This window comes from Caulobacter sp. Root1472 (genome assembly GCF_001426985.1).
Taxonomy (GTDB): domain Bacteria; phylum Pseudomonadota; class Alphaproteobacteria; order Caulobacterales; family Caulobacteraceae; genus Caulobacter; species Caulobacter rhizosphaerae.
Window position 1 is genome coordinate 36628 of the sequence record NZ_LMFX01000049.1, and the last position, 13778, is coordinate 50405.

Here is a 13778-nt window from a genome sequence, read left to right on the forward strand (position 1 = left end):
AATGAGTCGCAAGTGCAATAGTAGGTAAGGGCGCGACCTGTCAAACCGTCACCCGGCGTTGCACGACGTTTGTAGGATGAGGGCGCGAGTCCGCGCATCCGGAGAGCACGCGGCGCTCGTCCAGGTCCGGGCCGGCCGCGCCGCCGGCTCACTCACGCAAATCTCGGCAGCTTCGCGAGGCCTTTCGAGGTAAGGCGATCTCAAGCCGCCTCCCGATCGGAGAACGACCGCTAGGCCGAGAACCCCGCCTCGGCGAAGGCCAGCATGCGGCCCAGCAGGGCCTCGACGTCGGCCTCGCTGGTCGTGCCTTCCGACAGCACGTTCAGGCGGTCGAACTCGGCGAAGCGGTTGTTGTGCAGCATGCCCAGGGTGAAGTGCAGCCGCCAGTAGATCTCCTCGGACGGCAGGTCTGGACGGGCCTTGAGCAGGGCGTCCGAGAAGCGGCGCAGGTGGGTGACGTCGGTCTGCAGCACCTTGCGGATCTCGTCGGTGCCTTCGCTGCGGGCGCGGATCAGGAACTGCAACGAGATGCGGCGCTCGTGGTCCGGCGCCAGCCACTTCAGCGGCGGGGTCAGCAGGGCGGCGAGGATCTCGCGCACCGGGGGGTTGCCCGCATGGCGGTCGATCGCCTCGTGCAGCTTCTTGGCCCGCTCGCGGTTCAGCTCGACCGTGCGGCGACGGAAGATCTCGTACAGCAACGCGTCCTTGGACCCGAAGTGGTAGTTCACCGAGGCCAGGTTCACACCCGCCGCGGCGGTGATGTCGCGCACCGACACGTTCTGGAAGCCGTGCAGCGCGAACAGGCGCTCGGCGGCGACGAACACCAGGTTCTTGGTAACGGCTTCATTGTCGACGCCCTCGACCTCGGTCTCCGGCGCGGTGGTGACGGTCGCGCCGTCGCTCTTCGGACTCACTACGGTATCCCCTTTACCTGTAGGGAAGTCTTACGACCGTTCGAATTTGGCGCAAGCGTCAAGATGAAACGCGGACGGAGGAATTCTGAAAGCGGCCCCAAGGCGCCTTGAGGTGGGCGCCCCGGGGCGGGCGCCCGCGATCCCGCAAGGCAGATCGGCGCACGGCCCCCAGCCGTCAGCTCTTCGAGCGTCGGCCGCCCCTGGAATGTCCCGTCGTCATCGGGTCTGGCTTGGGGGGCGGAACCCACCCCTTGGGCGGGACATAGCTGGATTGGTTGGTCCCCAGGCCCATCCTTCCCGGCTCCTGGCGACGAAGGTAGGAAGCCTGGGGCGCGTCGGCGCCGGGCTGTTCCATGATCCGCTGGTCGCGGCGGATCTGATCGACCTGGTCGCGCAGCGCCGCGGCCGTCTCGAAATCTTCTGAGGCGACAGCCTGGGCCATCTCCTCTTCCAAAGCCGACAGATGGGTTTCCTGGGTCATGGCGGGCTCCGGGCGGGTGCGTTCAATGTAACGCGCCAGACGTCGGATCGGGCCGCGCTTGAGATCGGCGCCGCGCGGGCGTAAGCCGCGTTTCGTGTCGTCCGATCAGCCCGCCCCTTCGCCAGACCCGTCGACTCTCGGAACCCGGCTGATCGCCCTGGCCGTGGCCAGCGCCCTGCTGATGGAGTTCATCGACTCCACCGCCCTGTCGACGGCCCTGCCCACACTGGCCCGGGCCTTCAGCGTCGATCCGATCCATCTGAAGCTGGCCCTGACCTCCTACATCCTGGCCCTGGCGGTGTTCACCCCCGCCAGCGGCTGGGCGGCGGAAAGGTTCGGGGCGCGGCGGGTGTTCATCACAGCCATGATCGTCTTCCTGGCCGGTTCGGCCTTATGCGGGCTGTCGCGGGACCTGGCGGCCCTGGTCGCCTCGCGCATCCTCCAGGGCGTCGGCGGGGCGATGATGACGCCGGTCGCCCGGCTGATCGTGGTCGGCTCGACGCCCAAGGACAAGCTGATCCGCGCCATGGGGTGGTTCACCATGCCCGCCCTGGTGGGCCCGCTGATCGGCCCTCCCCTCGCCGGCCTGGTGCTGAGCGTCGCCGACTGGCCGTGGATCTTCTACCTGAACCTGCCGATCGGCCTGCTGGGCATGGCGGCGGTGATGCGCTTCGTGCCCCGGGGCCAGCCGAACAAGGAAATGGGCCGGTTCGACACCCTGGGCTTCCTGTTGTCGGCCCTGGCCATCAGCGGCCTGGTGGTGGTGGCCGAGACGGCAGGCCTGTCGCTGCTGCCGCCCTGGGCTCAGGCGACCGTGCTGGCGCTGTCCGTCGCCGCCGGCTGGCTGTACCTGCGCAAGGCCAAGGTCACGCCAAGGCCGATCCTCGACCTGGACCTGCTCAAGTATCGCACCTATCGCGCCAGCCTGCTGGGCGGGACCTTCGTGCGGCTGGGGATCGGGGCCAGCCCGTTCCTGCTGCCCCTGCTGCTGCAGGTCGCCCTGGGCTGGAGTCCCCTGAGGGCCAGCGCGGTCACGCTGGGCGCCGGGGTCGGCACCCTGATCGCCCGGCCGTTCGCCGCGGCGGGCCTGAAGCGCTTCGGTTTCCGCACCTCGCTGGCGGTGTTCGTGGTCGCCACGGCGATCCTGACGGCGGTCCCGGGGTTCTTCACCCTGGCGACGCCGATGGCGGTGATGGCCGCGGCCCTGTTCCTGGCCGGCTTCGCCCGCTCCAACCAGTTCATCGCCGCCAACACCATCGCCTATGCCGACGTGCCCCAGCCCAGAGTGGCCGCGGCCTCTACGCTCGCGGCGGTGAGCCAACAAGTGGGCCTGGCCCTGGGCGTCAGCTTCGGCGGCCTGATGCTGCACGTCGCGCGCGGCCACGGCGCGCACCTGACCCCCGACCGCTTCACCTGGCCGTTCGTGGCCATCGGCCTGGTCACCCTGCTGGCCCTGCCGGTCTACCTGCGGCTGGACCGCGACGCGGGGGCGGAGATCAGCGGAAGGGTGCGAACAACAGAAACCCTCTCCCAGCGGGAGAGAGTTTGATTGGGAGTTTAGGAACGCGCCGCCGCGATGCGGGCGCGGGCGATCTCGTCGGCGACCAGGTTGGCGGGGCGCTTGTCGACCAGCGAGTGGTCCAGCACCTCGCCCAGCGTCTGGGCCAGGCGATCCAGCTTGGTCGCCACCCAGTCCGGATCGAAGGCCACGCCGGCCTCCAGCGCCCGGATCTCGCCGGCCACGTTGATGATGCCGCCGCCGTTGATCACGTAGTCGGGAGCGTAGAGGACGCCGCGATCATAGACGGCCTGGCCGATCGTCGCGTCGGCCAACTGGTTGTTGGCCCCGCCGGCGATCACCTTGACCTTCAGGCGCGGCAGGGTGGTGGCCGAGATCGCGCCACCCAGGGCGCACGGAGCGAAGACGTCGGCCTCCACATCGAAGATGGCGTCGGTCGAGACGATCCTGGCGCCGGTCCTGGCCGCCACCTCGTCCAGGGCGCGGGCATTGACGTCGGCGATGACCAGCCTGGCGCCCGCAGCGTGCAGCTTCTCGGCCAGATAGGCGCCGACATGGCCGACGCCCTGGATGGCGACGGTGACGCCGTTCAGGTCGCGGTTCAAGGCGCGCTGGACACACAGGCGCACGCCACGGAACACGCCCTCGGCGGTGACCGGCGACGGGTCGCCCGAGGCGGCCGCGTGGCCTTCCAGGCCGGCGACGTAGCGGGTGGTGCGACGGGTGGCGACCAGGTCGGCCGGCGAGACGCCGACGTCCTCGGCAGTCCAGTAGCGACCGGCCAGGCTGTCGACGGCGCGACCGAAGGCCTCGAACAGCTCGGGAGTCTTCTGGCTGCGGGCGTCGCCGATGATCACGGCCTTGCCGCCGCCGAAGTCCAGGTCGGCCATGGCGTTCTTGTATGACATGCCGCGCGACAGCCGCAGGGCGTCGGTCACGGCCGCGTCGGCGCTGGAATAGTCCCACATCCGGCAACCGCCGGCCGCGGGGCCGCGGGCAGTGGAGTGGATGGCGATGATCGACTTCAGGCCGGTTTTTTCGTCAAAGAACGCGTGAACGCCTTCGTGTCCCTCGAAATCCGGGGAATCGAACAAGGTCATGCCGTCAGTCCTGCCCTAGTCAGAAAGTTTGCGCGCGGTGTACGCTGGCGGGCCTTCCCCCACAACCCCTCGCTTCAGGGCGCGGGTTTACCGGGCGCCGTGCGTCCTTCGAGGCTCGGCTTCGCCTCGCACCTCAGGATGAGGAATTCAGTAGCAACAAAGCGCCTCATCCTGAGGCGTCCGCGCAGCGGGCCTCGAAGGACACACGGCCGCGGCGGCGCTACTGTTTCGATATTTCCGACCGCACCACGTTCGGCGCGGTCGGCGCCCCCGGGATCGGCGGAGCGCCGGACGGCAGGTCGGCTAGAGGGTCCTTCAGGAACGAGGCCGCGTCCGTCCACACCACCTGGGCCTGCCGGTCGACCAGCAGCAGGTGCCAACCGTTGGCGTAGTAGGCCGAGCGGTCGTCGGGCTTGAGCCGCCGGACGGCCTCCATCGTCGGCTCCTTGGGGATGATGTGGTCGTTGGCCCCGTAGAAATAGGCGACCGGGACCTGGACCTTGCCCAGCGCCGCCCAGGCTTTCTCCATCAGCCCGACCAGGCCGTACAGGGTGTCCGAACGGGCGCCCCAGATCATCAGCGGGTCGCGCCCCATGCGCCGCAGCTCGTCGATATTGTCGGTGGGCTGGACATTCTTGACCAGCCATTCCGGCGGCTTGACCACCCAGCTTCGGGTGGTGTGGGCGGTGATCCACAGGCTGGTCTTGTAGGGCAGCGGCTGGTTCGACCAGCCCCAGACGGCCGGCGCGAACAGCAGCAGGCGCTCGGCGGCGGGCGGGCGGTCCGAGGCCATGGCGACGATGGCCAGCGCCCCGCCCATGCTCTCGCCGGCCAGGGCGACCTTGGCCTCGGGATGAGCTTCGCGGACCAGGGCCACGGCGGTGCGGATGTCCTCGATCACCAGTTCGGGCGGCGCCCAGACGCCGCGGTCGGGGGAGCGGCCGAAGCCGCGGATATCGATGGCGTAGGTGGCGATCCCCTGCCCCGCCCAGAACGGCCCGGCCAGGTGGAAGGCGTTGGCGTAGTCGTTCATGCCGTGCAAAGCGACGATCACGTGGGTGACGGGCTGCCCTTCGGGCGGCAGCCACGTCATCAGGCCCAGCCTCTTGCCGTCGAAGCTGAACAAGCCGTCCTTGTCCAGCCGGGGGCCTCGATAGCCCAGCTCGCCCGGGCCGGGATGCTGGATGACCGGAGCGCAGGCGGCCAGGCTGGCCGCGCAGGTCGCCCCCAGAAGGAGAGTCCGACGGTTCATGACCCCAGAATGCCCGCCACTCGGCGGCGAAGATAGGGCGTGACCTCGACCTCGAACCAGGGATTGCGCCTGAGCCAGGCGGTGTTGCGCCACGACGGATGCGGCAGGGGCAGGACGCCTTGGTCGATATGGTCCCGCCAGGCGGCGACGGTGTCGGTCATGTTGGCCCTCATCCGCTCACCCAACGCCCAGGCTTGGGCATGGCTCCCGACCAGCAGGGTAAGCTCGACGTTCGGCAGGGCCGCCAGCAGCGGCTTGCGCCAGAGCGCGGCGCAGCGGGCGGGCGGCGGATAGTCGCCGCCCTTGGGATTGGTCCCCGGAAAGCAGAAGGCCATGGCCGCGACGCCGATCTCCGGCCGGCCGTAGAAGGTCTCGCGATCGACGCCCATCCAGTCGCGCAGGCGATTTCCCGACGGGTCGTTGAACGGCAGGCCCGTCTCGTGCACCAGCCGCCCCGGCGCCTGGCCGCAGATCAGCAGGCGCGTCCCCTCGCCCACCCGCACCACCGGCCTGGGTGTATGCGGCAGGTACGGCGCGCAGGCCCGGCAGGCGGCGATGTCGGCGAGAAGGACGTCCAGCGGCATGGCGTGCAGTTAGGGCGACGGCCGCCGCCCGGCAAGCGCGACCTGGGCGCGCACCCGCGCGGGCGTTCAGGCGGCCAGCAGGCGCTTTTCCTTGGCGACCTGCTCGGCGAACGAGGGCCGGGCCAGGATCGCGTCGGCATAGGCCCGGGTCCCGGGCCAGGCCGAGAGATCGAAGCCCAGATGGTCGAGATTGGCGAACGGGCTGGCCACGGCGATGTCGGCCAGGGTGATGCGGTCCTCCAGCAGGAAACCGCCGCCGTCGGGAACCAGGCCTTCCAGGTAATCCAGCAGCGGTGGGATCGTCTCGCGCTCGGCCTTCACGCAGACGTCCTCGTCGCCGTCCCTGCCCATGAAACGGGGACCGACGATGCGGTTGAAGAACAGGGGGCCGGCGGCGGCGACGACGATCGTGTCGGCGAACTCCTCGAACCACACCGCCCGCGCCCGGTTGCGCGGATCCAGCGGGATCAAGTTGGGCTCGGGATGCAGGGCCTCCAGATAGGTGATGATCGCCGAGGAATCGGAAATCTGGAAATCACCATCCCTGAAGCCGGGGATCTTGCGGAACGGGCTGCAGGCCAGGAAGTCGGGGTCGGGTTCGCCGCGCCGGGAGACCTTGTTCTCCAGGACTAGCCCCTTCTCGGCCCCGAAGGCCAGGGTCTTGCGCACATAGGGCGACAGCGACGAGCCGTAGACGATCATGATGGAGCTCCCTTATGAGTCCCGCTCATAGGTCCACGGCTTAGGTTGCGTTTCAAGACTTTGGCCAAAACACCGTGGGTCCTTCAAGGTCCCGCTCCGCAGACGCCTCAGGATGAGGACGCCTGTTGCAGTGAATTCCTCATCCTGAGGTGCGAGCCGCAGGCGAGCCTCGAAGGACGCAGGGCGCCTAGCCCTCGCCCCCCTCTTCGCCCGCCGCGTCCTCAAAGCTGGTCGGGTCGCCTTCCTGGCGCAGACGCAGCCGGTAGACGCCGCGGAACTTCTCCGGATTCACCGGCTTGTTGTGGCGCAGGATGACGATCTGACCCTCGCGGGCCAGCTCGATGGCGTTGGTCCGCACATGACCCAGCAGGCGCTGCCAGCGCTCGGGCTCGATGGCCTTGGCGACCGACATCGGATCGATGGACTTGCCAGCGGCCACGGCGGCCAGTTGCGAGAGAATGGTGTCTTGGATCGGGGTGGTCATGGCCGGAGGGATGGCACGAATCCGTCAGCAGCGCGAGGGCCGCCGCTTGCCTCCCGCGCCGCGCCGTCTTAGCTGCATCCTCAAAGACAACGAAGGGGACGGATCATGGACGGCGGCAACGAGATCTGGGACGGGCCCAAGCTGGTGACCGAGGGCGAATGGGCCGGCTGGCGAACCTGGGCCGGCATGGACGCCTTCGAGGACCAGACCGGGCCGTTCTATTTCAAGGAAGAGAACGGCGTCGTCCGCAGCGCCTTCCGCGCCGAGCCCCGCCACATGAACGGCGGCGGCTTCATGCACGGCGGCTGCATGATGACCTTCGCCGACTATTCGCTGTTCGCCATCTCCTGGGCCTACCTCAAGGATGTCCGGGCCGTCACCGTAAGCCTGAACGGCGAGTTCCTCGGTCCCGCCAAGGCCGGCGACCTGGTGGAATCGACCGGCGAGGTCACCAAGGCCGGCGGGTCGCTGCTGTTCGTGCGCGGACTGGTGTCGACGAGCGGCGCGCCGATGCTGAACTTTTCCGGCGTGATCAAGAAGATCCGGGCGCGGTGACAGGATGGGGATAGGCGCATGCGCCTGTCCCCGTTCGCGTTCCTATACCCCCGCCTTCGCCGCCGGCCGGGCCATCATGCCCTCGAGCCAGCGCTTCACATGGACCAGCTCCGCGTCGGGCCGAAACCGCACCATGCGGGCGAAGTCGATCGCCGTCGCGGCCAGGATGTCAGCCATGGTCAGCCGCTCGCAGGCGATGAAGTCGCTCTCGGCCAGGCGGCGATCCAGCATCTTCAGCCCCTTCTCGGCCGAGGTCCGGCCATGGGCGGCGACCTCGGGAATCTGGGTCTCGATGGCGGCCAGGGCGGGATGGGCGTGGCGAACCGCCATCATCAGCGGCGTGGCCACGGTCATCTCCGTCCGGCGCGACCACATCTCGATGACGGCCGACTCCCAGGCGTCCTCGCCGAACAGGTTGGGCTCTGGATAAAGGCTCTCCAGGTAGCGGCAGATGGCCACCGACTCGGTGATGGTCCGACCGTCGTCCCTCTCCAGGGCCGGCACGTTGGGCAGGCCCGCCCTGGCCAGGTATTCGGGCGTGCGGTGCTGGCCGCCGAAGATGTCGATGTCGACGACCTCGATGTCCTCGATCCCCTTCTCGGCCATGAACCAGCGCACGCGGCGGGGGTTGGGCGCACGGCGGCTGTCATAGAGCTTCAAAAAGAAATCCTCCCGGCTTGCGACCGGGAGGATGCTTCGGTTCCGCGAGGGAAGGAAGGACCTTACAGCCCGAACCAGGCCCGCGGCATCAGGCCGATCAGCGAACCGGTCAGGCAGGTGGCCAGGAAGCCGGCCATCATCGCCTTCCAGACCAGGCCCAGCACCTCCTGCCGGCGCTGGGGCACCAGCACCGAGAAGCCGGCGACGTTCATGCCTACCGAACCGATATTGGCGAAGCCGCACAGCGCATAGGTCATGATGATCCGGGTGCGCGGGTCCAGCAGCTCCGGACCGGTCTTGGCCATCTGGATGAAGGCGGTGAACTCCGTCAGGATCAGCTTGACGCCCAGCAGGCCGCCGGCCGCGCCGGCTTCCTTCCAAGGCACGCCCATGGCCCAGGCCAGGGGCGAGAAGACCACGCCCAGGATGCGGGCGATGCTCAGGTGCTCGCCGCCCACCATCGGCAGGGCGAACAGGATCTTGTCGACCATGGTGGCGAGGGCGATGAACACGATCAGGGTGGCGCCGACGTTCAGGGCGATCTGCAGGCCGTCGGTGGTGCCCTTCATGACCGCGTCGATCGAGCTGCCATAGGTCTTGTCCTCCTCGGCGAGGTCCAGGTCGTCGGACTTTTCGCTGGGATCGCCGGGCACCATGATCCGGGCCAGCAGAACGCCGGCGGGGGCCGAGATCAGCGAGGCGGCCAGCACGTGGGCGGCGGCGTTGGGCAGCACGTCGTGCAGGATGGTGGCGTAGGCGACCATGGTCGAGCCGGACACGCAGGCCATGCCGACCGCGATCAGCATGAACAGTTCCGAGCGGGTCAGGCGCTCCAGATAGGCGCGGATGAAGATCGGCCCCTCGATCTGGCCCATGAAGATGGTGGCGGCGGTGGCCAGGGCGGGCGGGCCGCGCAGGCCCAGGGTCTTCTGGAACAGGAAGCCCAGGCCCTTGGCCAGCCACTTCAGGATGCCCCAATGCCACAACAGCGCCGACAGGGCGCAGACCACCAGGATCACCGGCATGACCCGGAAGGCGAACAGGAAGCCGGCCCCTGGATTGGTCTCGGTATAGGGCGGCGTCGTGCCCGACAGGTAGCCGAACACGAAGTTGGTTCCCGCCTGGGTCGACGAGGCCAGCCCTTCCACCGCGCCGTTCACGCCCTGCAGCGCGCTGCGCATCGCCGGCAGCTTGAACAGCACGAACACCAGGACCAGCTGGATGGCGATCGCGCAGACGGCCAGCACCAGCGGGAAGCGCTTGCGGTTCTCGGACACCAGCCAACAAAGGCCGAGGATCAGCGCCACGCCCGCCAGGGCCTGGACGTTCTCGGGAAGGAAGATCAAGACGGAAGGACCTTAACTGATGAGGCGACGCCCCCGCGACGCCATCCAAGGGCCCAAATGACTATGAATGGGGGGCGCGGCGCAAGGGCCATGCGCAGGAAACCGCGAGGGCCGGCCGGTCCGCCCAACCCTCGCGCAAGACCTAGGCGGCCAGGTCGATCGACGTGGCGTCCGGACCAGTCGAGCTGGTCAGGCTGCTGACCAGCTGGCTGAGCAGCTTCTGCATCAGGTCGGAGGCGTCGCTGGAGACGTCGCCCCCCAGACTGTCGGCCGCCGAGGTCAGGGTCTGGGCCAGTTCGTCGGCCGAGACCACGCCGTCGCCGTTCAGGTCGGCGGCGTTGGTTGAGGCGCTGGTCGACGCCGCGGTGTCGCCCGCCCCGTCGCTGGGCGGCGGCCCGGGCGGCGGGCCGCCGTTTGGCGGCTTCAGGGCCTGGAACTCGCTGAGCGACAGCGAACCGTCGCCGTCGGAATCGCCGTCGGTCAGCATATTGGACGCCATGTCCGTGGCGCTGGGCGCGCCGGCCGGCCGGCCCGACGGGGCATGGGCGGCCATGGCCGTGGCCAGTTCGTCGCTGGTCACGGCTCCGTCACCGTCCGCATCGGCGTCGGCGAACATCGAGGCGGCCCGGTCGCCTTGGTCGGTCTGCTGCGTGCTCAGCAGCGAAGCCAGCGTATCGGCGCCGAAACCCTGGCCCGACGAGGACCAGCCCTGCATCGGCGGCGGCGGACCGTTCCTGCCGCCCGACGGCAGGTTTTGCCCGGCCTGGCCGAGCGCGCTGCTTGACGCCGCGCCGGTGTCGGCCGCCTGGGTCGAGGCGGACGCCCTCGCCTGCAGCAGCTGCTGCAACAGCGAGGACGATCCGAGACTGGAGATGGTCATCTGTCTCTCCTTTGAGGAAGGAGCGCCGGTCCCTGCGCCGCACGCCCGCGCCGAAGGGCCGACGCGGAGAGCGAAGTGCGAAAAACATGCCCTGTTTCAGCGCGTTACGGCTCCGATACAATGCGTGGCTTATCGATACACCCGACCGAAACCGAAAAGCTTGACCAACCGGCGCGGTCCCGCCTCGCCGCCCAAACCAGCACGGCGCCGCTTTTGGCGCGCGCGAACTACGCCTTACCCCGATTTAACTTGGCCGCTTGAAGTTCACCGGTCATTGCTGCAACCGTAGATTTGGGGAGCGTTGCGAGCATGTCGCTGGCCTTGGCCACACTGTTGTACGAGTGGCGTCGGTACATGGCGGCCGTCGTCGCCCTGGCCTTTTCGGGCCTGCTGGTGCTGGCCCAGGTCGGCATCTTCGTCGGCATCGGCAAAGGCTTCACCGCCCAGATCGACCGCGCCCGGGCCGACATCATGGTGCTGGGCCCCGGCGCCAAGGCGCTGTTCGGCGGCCCCTCGGGCCTGCCGCGCCGGATGATCCCCCTGGTCTACAGCCACCCCGAAGTGCTGCAGGTGGCGCCGCTGGACGGCTCGGGCGGCCGCTTCCAGAACATTCAGTCGCCCGAGGAGCAGGCCAAGGCCGATGCCCGCGCCAAACAGGGCGGCAAAGGCGGGGGCGGGGGTGGCCGCAAAAGCGAGTTCGTCAATGTCACGGTGATCGACGCCATCCCGGGCTTCGTCACGGTGCCGACCGACTATACGCTGAGCATGGTCGAGGCCCTGCGCCAGCCGTACTCCGTGGCCGTCGACCAGACCGCCCTCAAGCGCCTGGGCGTCAAGAAGGGCGACAAGGCCCTCTACAATGGCAAGACCATCACCATCGGCGTCGTCACCCACGGCTACCCCAACATCATCCAGCCGACCCTGGTGATGTCGCGCGACACCCTGCGAATGCTGGGCGAGGCCGACACCGGCCAGCGCGTCGGCCCCCTGATGGTGCAGATCCGCGACCCGGCCCGCGCAGAGATCGTCGCCGCCCAACTCAACAAGAAGGGCGACGGCAAGTTCCGCGCCTGGACCCGCCAGGAACTGGCCGACGCCAATTCCGGCGCTATGCTCGGCGACCAGATCATCGTCATCATCCTGGGCTTCTCGGCGTTCCTGGGCCTGCTGATCGGGGTGGTGATCACCTGGCAGACCCTGCGCGGGGCGATCATGGCCAACATCAAGGAATTCGCCAGCCTGCGCGCCCTGGGCGTGTCGATGAGCGACCTGCGCAACATCGTCCTGGAGCTGAGCTTCTGGGTCGGGGTGGTCGGGGTGGTCGCCTCGGGCGTGCTGACCTGGCTGGTCTCTCTGGCGGCCACCGTCAGCGGCGTGCCGATGTACTTCCCGCCCCTGCTGGTGGTGGTGGTCGCGGTGTTCCTGATCGTCATCGCCATGGTGTCCGGTTTCCTGTCGCTGGGCGTCCTCAAGAACAGCCAACCCGCGGACCTCCTGCGATGAACGCTCCCGTCACGATCAAAGGCGTCAGCAGCTTCACCCATGGCGAAAGCGCCCTTACGGCCAAGGGCCTGGTCAAGCGCTTCAAGACCGGCCGCACGTTCATCGAGGTGCTCAAGGGCGTCGACTTCGACGCCAAGCACGGCGACGTGACCATGGTCATGGGCCCCTCGGGCTCAGGCAAGTCGACCCTGGTGGCGGCCCTGTCGGGGCTGCTCAAGCCCGACGAAGGCAAGGTCAAGGCCCTCGAGGCCGCCGACCTGTGGAAGCTGTCGCCGGGCAAGATCGACAAGTTCCGCCTGGACCACTGCGGCTTCATCTTCCAGGGCTTCAACCTGTTCCCCGCCCTGACAGCCAAGCAGCAGGTGATGACCGCCCTGAAGTACCAGGGCGTCGGTCCCGGCGAGGCCGGGCGGCGCGCCCAGGCGGCGCTGGAATCGGTCGGCCTGGGCCCACGCGTCAACCAGCGTCCGTCCGAGCTGTCGGGCGGCGAGAAGCAGCGCGTCGCCATCGCCCGCGCCCTGGCCAAGAACCCCAACCTGATCTTCGCCGACGAGCCAACCTCGGCCCTCGACGGGAAAAGCGGCGAGATCGTCATCCGCCTGCTGCGCCAGGCCGCCACCGAACGCGGCGCGGCGGTGATCTGCGTCACCCACGACCCGCGGCTGGAAGCCTACGCCGACCGCGTCATCCATATCGAAGACGGCCGGATCCTGGACGACGTGCGCCGGACGCCCGACGCCAATCCCACGCCGCTCAGCCACTGATTTTCCGAGGAAGCCCCGCAATGCCCGCGTTCCTGCGCCGCCCCGCCTTCTGGATCATCCTCGCCGTGTTCGCGCTCGGCGGCGGCGGGTTCTTCTTCATGAAGACACAGGCCGCCGAGAAGAAGAAGAAGCTCGAGGCCGCCGCCGTCCAGGAAGAGCCGAGCCCCTACGCGGCCATCGCCAACGGCAAGGCCGACGTCGAGGGCGGCATCATCCAGGTGGCTGCGCGTCGCCAAGGCATCGTGCGCGAAGTGTTCGTGCAGGAAGGCCAGGACGTGGTGGCCGGCCAGGCCCTAGCCAAGCAGGAGGACGACGACGCCCGCCTGGCCGCCGACACCGCGTCGGCCAGCCTGGCCTCGGCCCGCGCCCAGGTCGCCGTCTACCAGGTGCAGTTGCACACGGGCCAACGCGAGTACAAGCGTCTGCAGAACCTGTCGGCCGCCAACTTCGTGGCCGGCCAGCGCCTGGACGCCGCCCAGGACCAGATCTCGTCGGCCAACGCCAACATCCAGGCCCAGCAGGCCGCGATCCAGGTGGCGACGGCCCAACTGGCCCAGGCCCGCTATAACCAGGAACTGACGGTGATCCGCGCGCCCGCCAACGGCCGCATCGCCCGTCGCTACGCCAATCCCGGCGCCGGCGCCTCGACCCTGAACGTCACCCCGATGTTCGACCTCGAGCCGCAAACCGCTCGCATCGTCCGCGCCGAGATCGTCGAGGCCGACATCCCCAACATCACGATCGGGCAGGAGGTCGAGATCCAGCCGGAAGCCGACCCGACCAAGACCTATGTCGGAAAGGTGCTCCGCCGCGCCGCCGTGTTCGGGGCCCGCAAGCTGGCCTCCGACGATCCGAGCCAACGCAGCGACGAGCGCGTCGTCGAGGTGGTGGTCAGCGCCGACGGCGCCCCGATCCTGGTCGGCCAGCGCGTGCTGGTGAAGTTCATGAAGCCCGGCCAGAAGGCCGGCGTGAAGCGCGACCAGCCCAAGCCGCCGGTGGCCGGCGGCGACAAGAAGAAGGCGTAAAGCGCCCTC

General features: G+C 68.8%; 15 protein-coding genes and 1 pseudogene. 6 read left to right on the top strand and 10 right to left on the bottom strand.

Annotation, left to right across the window (positions count from 1 at the left end; genetic code table 11):
- Positions 1-230 precede the first annotated feature (230 nt).
- Positions 231-914, bottom strand: a complete 684-nt coding sequence (locus ASD47_RS22820) for a TetR/AcrR family transcriptional regulator (RefSeq protein ID WP_056761820.1) — start codon at positions 912-914, stop codon at positions 231-233.
- 175 nt (positions 915-1089) lie between these two features.
- On the bottom strand, positions 1090-1395 hold the full coding sequence (locus tag ASD47_RS22825; RefSeq protein ID WP_056761821.1) for a UvrB/UvrC motif-containing protein: 306 nt from the start codon (positions 1393-1395) through the stop codon (positions 1090-1092).
- A gap of 94 nt (positions 1396-1489) precedes the next feature.
- On the opposite strand from ASD47_RS22825, the gene ASD47_RS22830 reads away from it, so the two are divergent.
- A complete protein-coding gene (locus ASD47_RS22830; RefSeq protein WP_056761822.1) occupies positions 1490-2944 on the top strand; it encodes an MFS transporter in 1455 nt (484 codons plus the stop codon).
- 8 nt (positions 2945-2952) lie between these two features.
- Here ASD47_RS22830 and ASD47_RS22835 read toward each other — a convergent pair whose 3' ends face one another.
- A complete protein-coding gene (locus ASD47_RS22835; protein ID WP_056761823.1) occupies positions 2953-4014 on the bottom strand; it encodes a Glu/Leu/Phe/Val dehydrogenase in 1062 nt (353 codons plus the stop codon).
- A 95-nt stretch (positions 4015-4109) separates the two neighbouring features.
- On the opposite strand from ASD47_RS22835, the pseudogene ASD47_RS27775 reads away from it, so the two are divergent.
- A pseudogene (locus ASD47_RS27775) lies at positions 4110-4217 on the top strand (hypothetical protein); the annotation flags it as partial.
- 17 nt (positions 4218-4234) lie between these two features.
- On the opposite strand, the gene ASD47_RS22840 reads toward ASD47_RS27775, so the two are convergent.
- The 4 genes from ASD47_RS22840 to ASD47_RS22855 all read right to left on the bottom strand — a co-directional run bounded on the left by ASD47_RS22840 (position 4235) and on the right by ASD47_RS22855 (position 7036).
- Positions 4235-5266 (bottom strand): alpha/beta fold hydrolase, encoded by a 1032-nt coding sequence (locus ASD47_RS22840; RefSeq protein ID WP_056761826.1) that lies wholly within the window; start codon positions 5264-5266, stop codon positions 4235-4237.
- Positions 5263-5850 carry a uracil-DNA glycosylase family protein gene (locus ASD47_RS22845; RefSeq protein WP_056761828.1) on the bottom strand — a complete coding sequence of 196 codons (588 nt, stop codon included), beginning with the start codon at positions 5848-5850 and terminating at the stop codon, positions 5263-5265. Before ASD47_RS22845 ends, ASD47_RS22840 begins: the two co-directional genes overlap by 4 nt.
- 66 nt (positions 5851-5916) lie before the next feature.
- A complete protein-coding gene (locus ASD47_RS22850; protein WP_056761830.1) occupies positions 5917-6552 on the bottom strand; it encodes a glutathione S-transferase family protein in 636 nt (211 codons plus the stop codon).
- Positions 6553-6739: 187 nt separating this feature from the next.
- The gene (locus tag ASD47_RS22855; protein ID WP_056761831.1) at positions 6740-7036 is read right to left on the bottom strand and encodes a DUF3253 domain-containing protein; all 297 of its coding nucleotides are present in this window, start codon (positions 7034-7036) and stop codon (positions 6740-6742) included.
- A gap of 105 nt (positions 7037-7141) precedes the next feature.
- Between ASD47_RS22855 and ASD47_RS22860 the strand changes: the two genes are divergently transcribed.
- Positions 7142-7591 carry a PaaI family thioesterase gene (locus ASD47_RS22860; RefSeq protein ID WP_056761833.1) on the top strand — a complete coding sequence of 150 codons (450 nt, stop codon included), beginning with the start codon at positions 7142-7144 and terminating at the stop codon, positions 7589-7591.
- Positions 7592-7633: 42 nt separating this feature from the next.
- Here the strand turns inward: ASD47_RS22860 and ASD47_RS22865 are convergent, their stop codons facing one another.
- The 3 genes from ASD47_RS22865 to ASD47_RS22875 all read right to left on the bottom strand — a co-directional run bounded on the left by ASD47_RS22865 (position 7634) and on the right by ASD47_RS22875 (position 10477).
- The gene (locus ASD47_RS22865; RefSeq protein ID WP_056761835.1) at positions 7634-8251 is read right to left on the bottom strand and encodes a glutathione S-transferase family protein; all 618 of its coding nucleotides are present in this window, start codon (positions 8249-8251) and stop codon (positions 7634-7636) included.
- 62 nt (positions 8252-8313) lie between these two features.
- Complete coding sequence (locus tag ASD47_RS22870; protein WP_056762107.1) at positions 8314-9594, bottom strand: NupC/NupG family nucleoside CNT transporter; 1281 nt, start codon at positions 9592-9594, stop codon at positions 8314-8316.
- 145 nt (positions 9595-9739) lie between these two features.
- Complete coding sequence (locus ASD47_RS22875) at positions 9740-10477, bottom strand: calcium-binding protein (RefSeq protein ID WP_235526119.1); 738 nt, start codon at positions 10475-10477, stop codon at positions 9740-9742.
- A 309-nt stretch (positions 10478-10786) separates the two neighbouring features.
- Here ASD47_RS22875 and ASD47_RS22880 point away from each other — a divergent pair, with 309 nt between their 5' ends.
- Genes ASD47_RS22880 through ASD47_RS22890 form a run of 3 tightly spaced genes read left to right on the top strand, consistent with a single transcriptional unit; the run spans position 10787 to position 13769 of the window.
- Entirely contained in the window at positions 10787-11980 is a 1194-nt protein-coding gene (locus tag ASD47_RS22880) for an ABC transporter permease (RefSeq protein WP_056761837.1), read from the top strand.
- Positions 11977-12744, top strand: a complete 768-nt coding sequence (locus tag ASD47_RS22885; protein WP_056761839.1) for an ABC transporter ATP-binding protein — start codon at positions 11977-11979, stop codon at positions 12742-12744. Before ASD47_RS22880 ends, ASD47_RS22885 begins: the two co-directional genes overlap by 4 nt.
- A gap of 20 nt (positions 12745-12764) precedes the next feature.
- Entirely contained in the window at positions 12765-13769 is a 1005-nt protein-coding gene (locus tag ASD47_RS22890) for an HlyD family secretion protein (RefSeq protein ID WP_056761841.1), read from the top strand.
- Positions 13770-13778: the final 9 nt, after the last annotated feature.

Coding starts and splice junctions, on each gene's coding strand:
- ASD47_RS22840 (WP_056761826.1), bottom strand. CDS start 5,266: ATGAACCGTCGGACTCTCCTTCTGGGGGCGACCTGCGCGGCCAGCCTG.
- ASD47_RS22850 (WP_056761830.1), bottom strand. CDS start 6,552: ATGATCGTCTACGGCTCGTCGCTGTCGCCCTATGTGCGCAAGACCCTG.
- ASD47_RS22885 (WP_056761839.1), top strand. CDS start 11,977: ATGAACGCTCCCGTCACGATCAAAGGCGTCAGCAGCTTCACCCATGGC.
- ASD47_RS22825 (WP_056761821.1), bottom strand. CDS start 1,395: ATGACCCAGGAAACCCATCTGTCGGCTTTGGAAGAGGAGATGGCCCAG.
- ASD47_RS22855 (WP_056761831.1), bottom strand. CDS start 7,036: ATGACCACCCCGATCCAAGACACCATTCTCTCGCAACTGGCCGCCGTG.
- ASD47_RS22835 (WP_056761823.1), bottom strand. CDS start 4,014: ATGACCTTGTTCGATTCCCCGGATTTCGAGGGACACGAAGGCGTTCAC.
- ASD47_RS22880 (WP_056761837.1), top strand. CDS start 10,787: ATGTCGCTGGCCTTGGCCACACTGTTGTACGAGTGGCGTCGGTACATG.
- ASD47_RS22845 (WP_056761828.1), bottom strand. CDS start 5,850: ATGCCGCTGGACGTCCTTCTCGCCGACATCGCCGCCTGCCGGGCCTGC.
- ASD47_RS22875 (WP_235526119.1), bottom strand. CDS start 10,477: ATGACCATCTCCAGTCTCGGATCGTCCTCGCTGTTGCAGCAGCTGCTG.
- ASD47_RS22860 (WP_056761833.1), top strand. CDS start 7,142: ATGGACGGCGGCAACGAGATCTGGGACGGGCCCAAGCTGGTGACCGAG.
- ASD47_RS22890 (WP_056761841.1), top strand. CDS start 12,765: ATGCCCGCGTTCCTGCGCCGCCCCGCCTTCTGGATCATCCTCGCCGTG.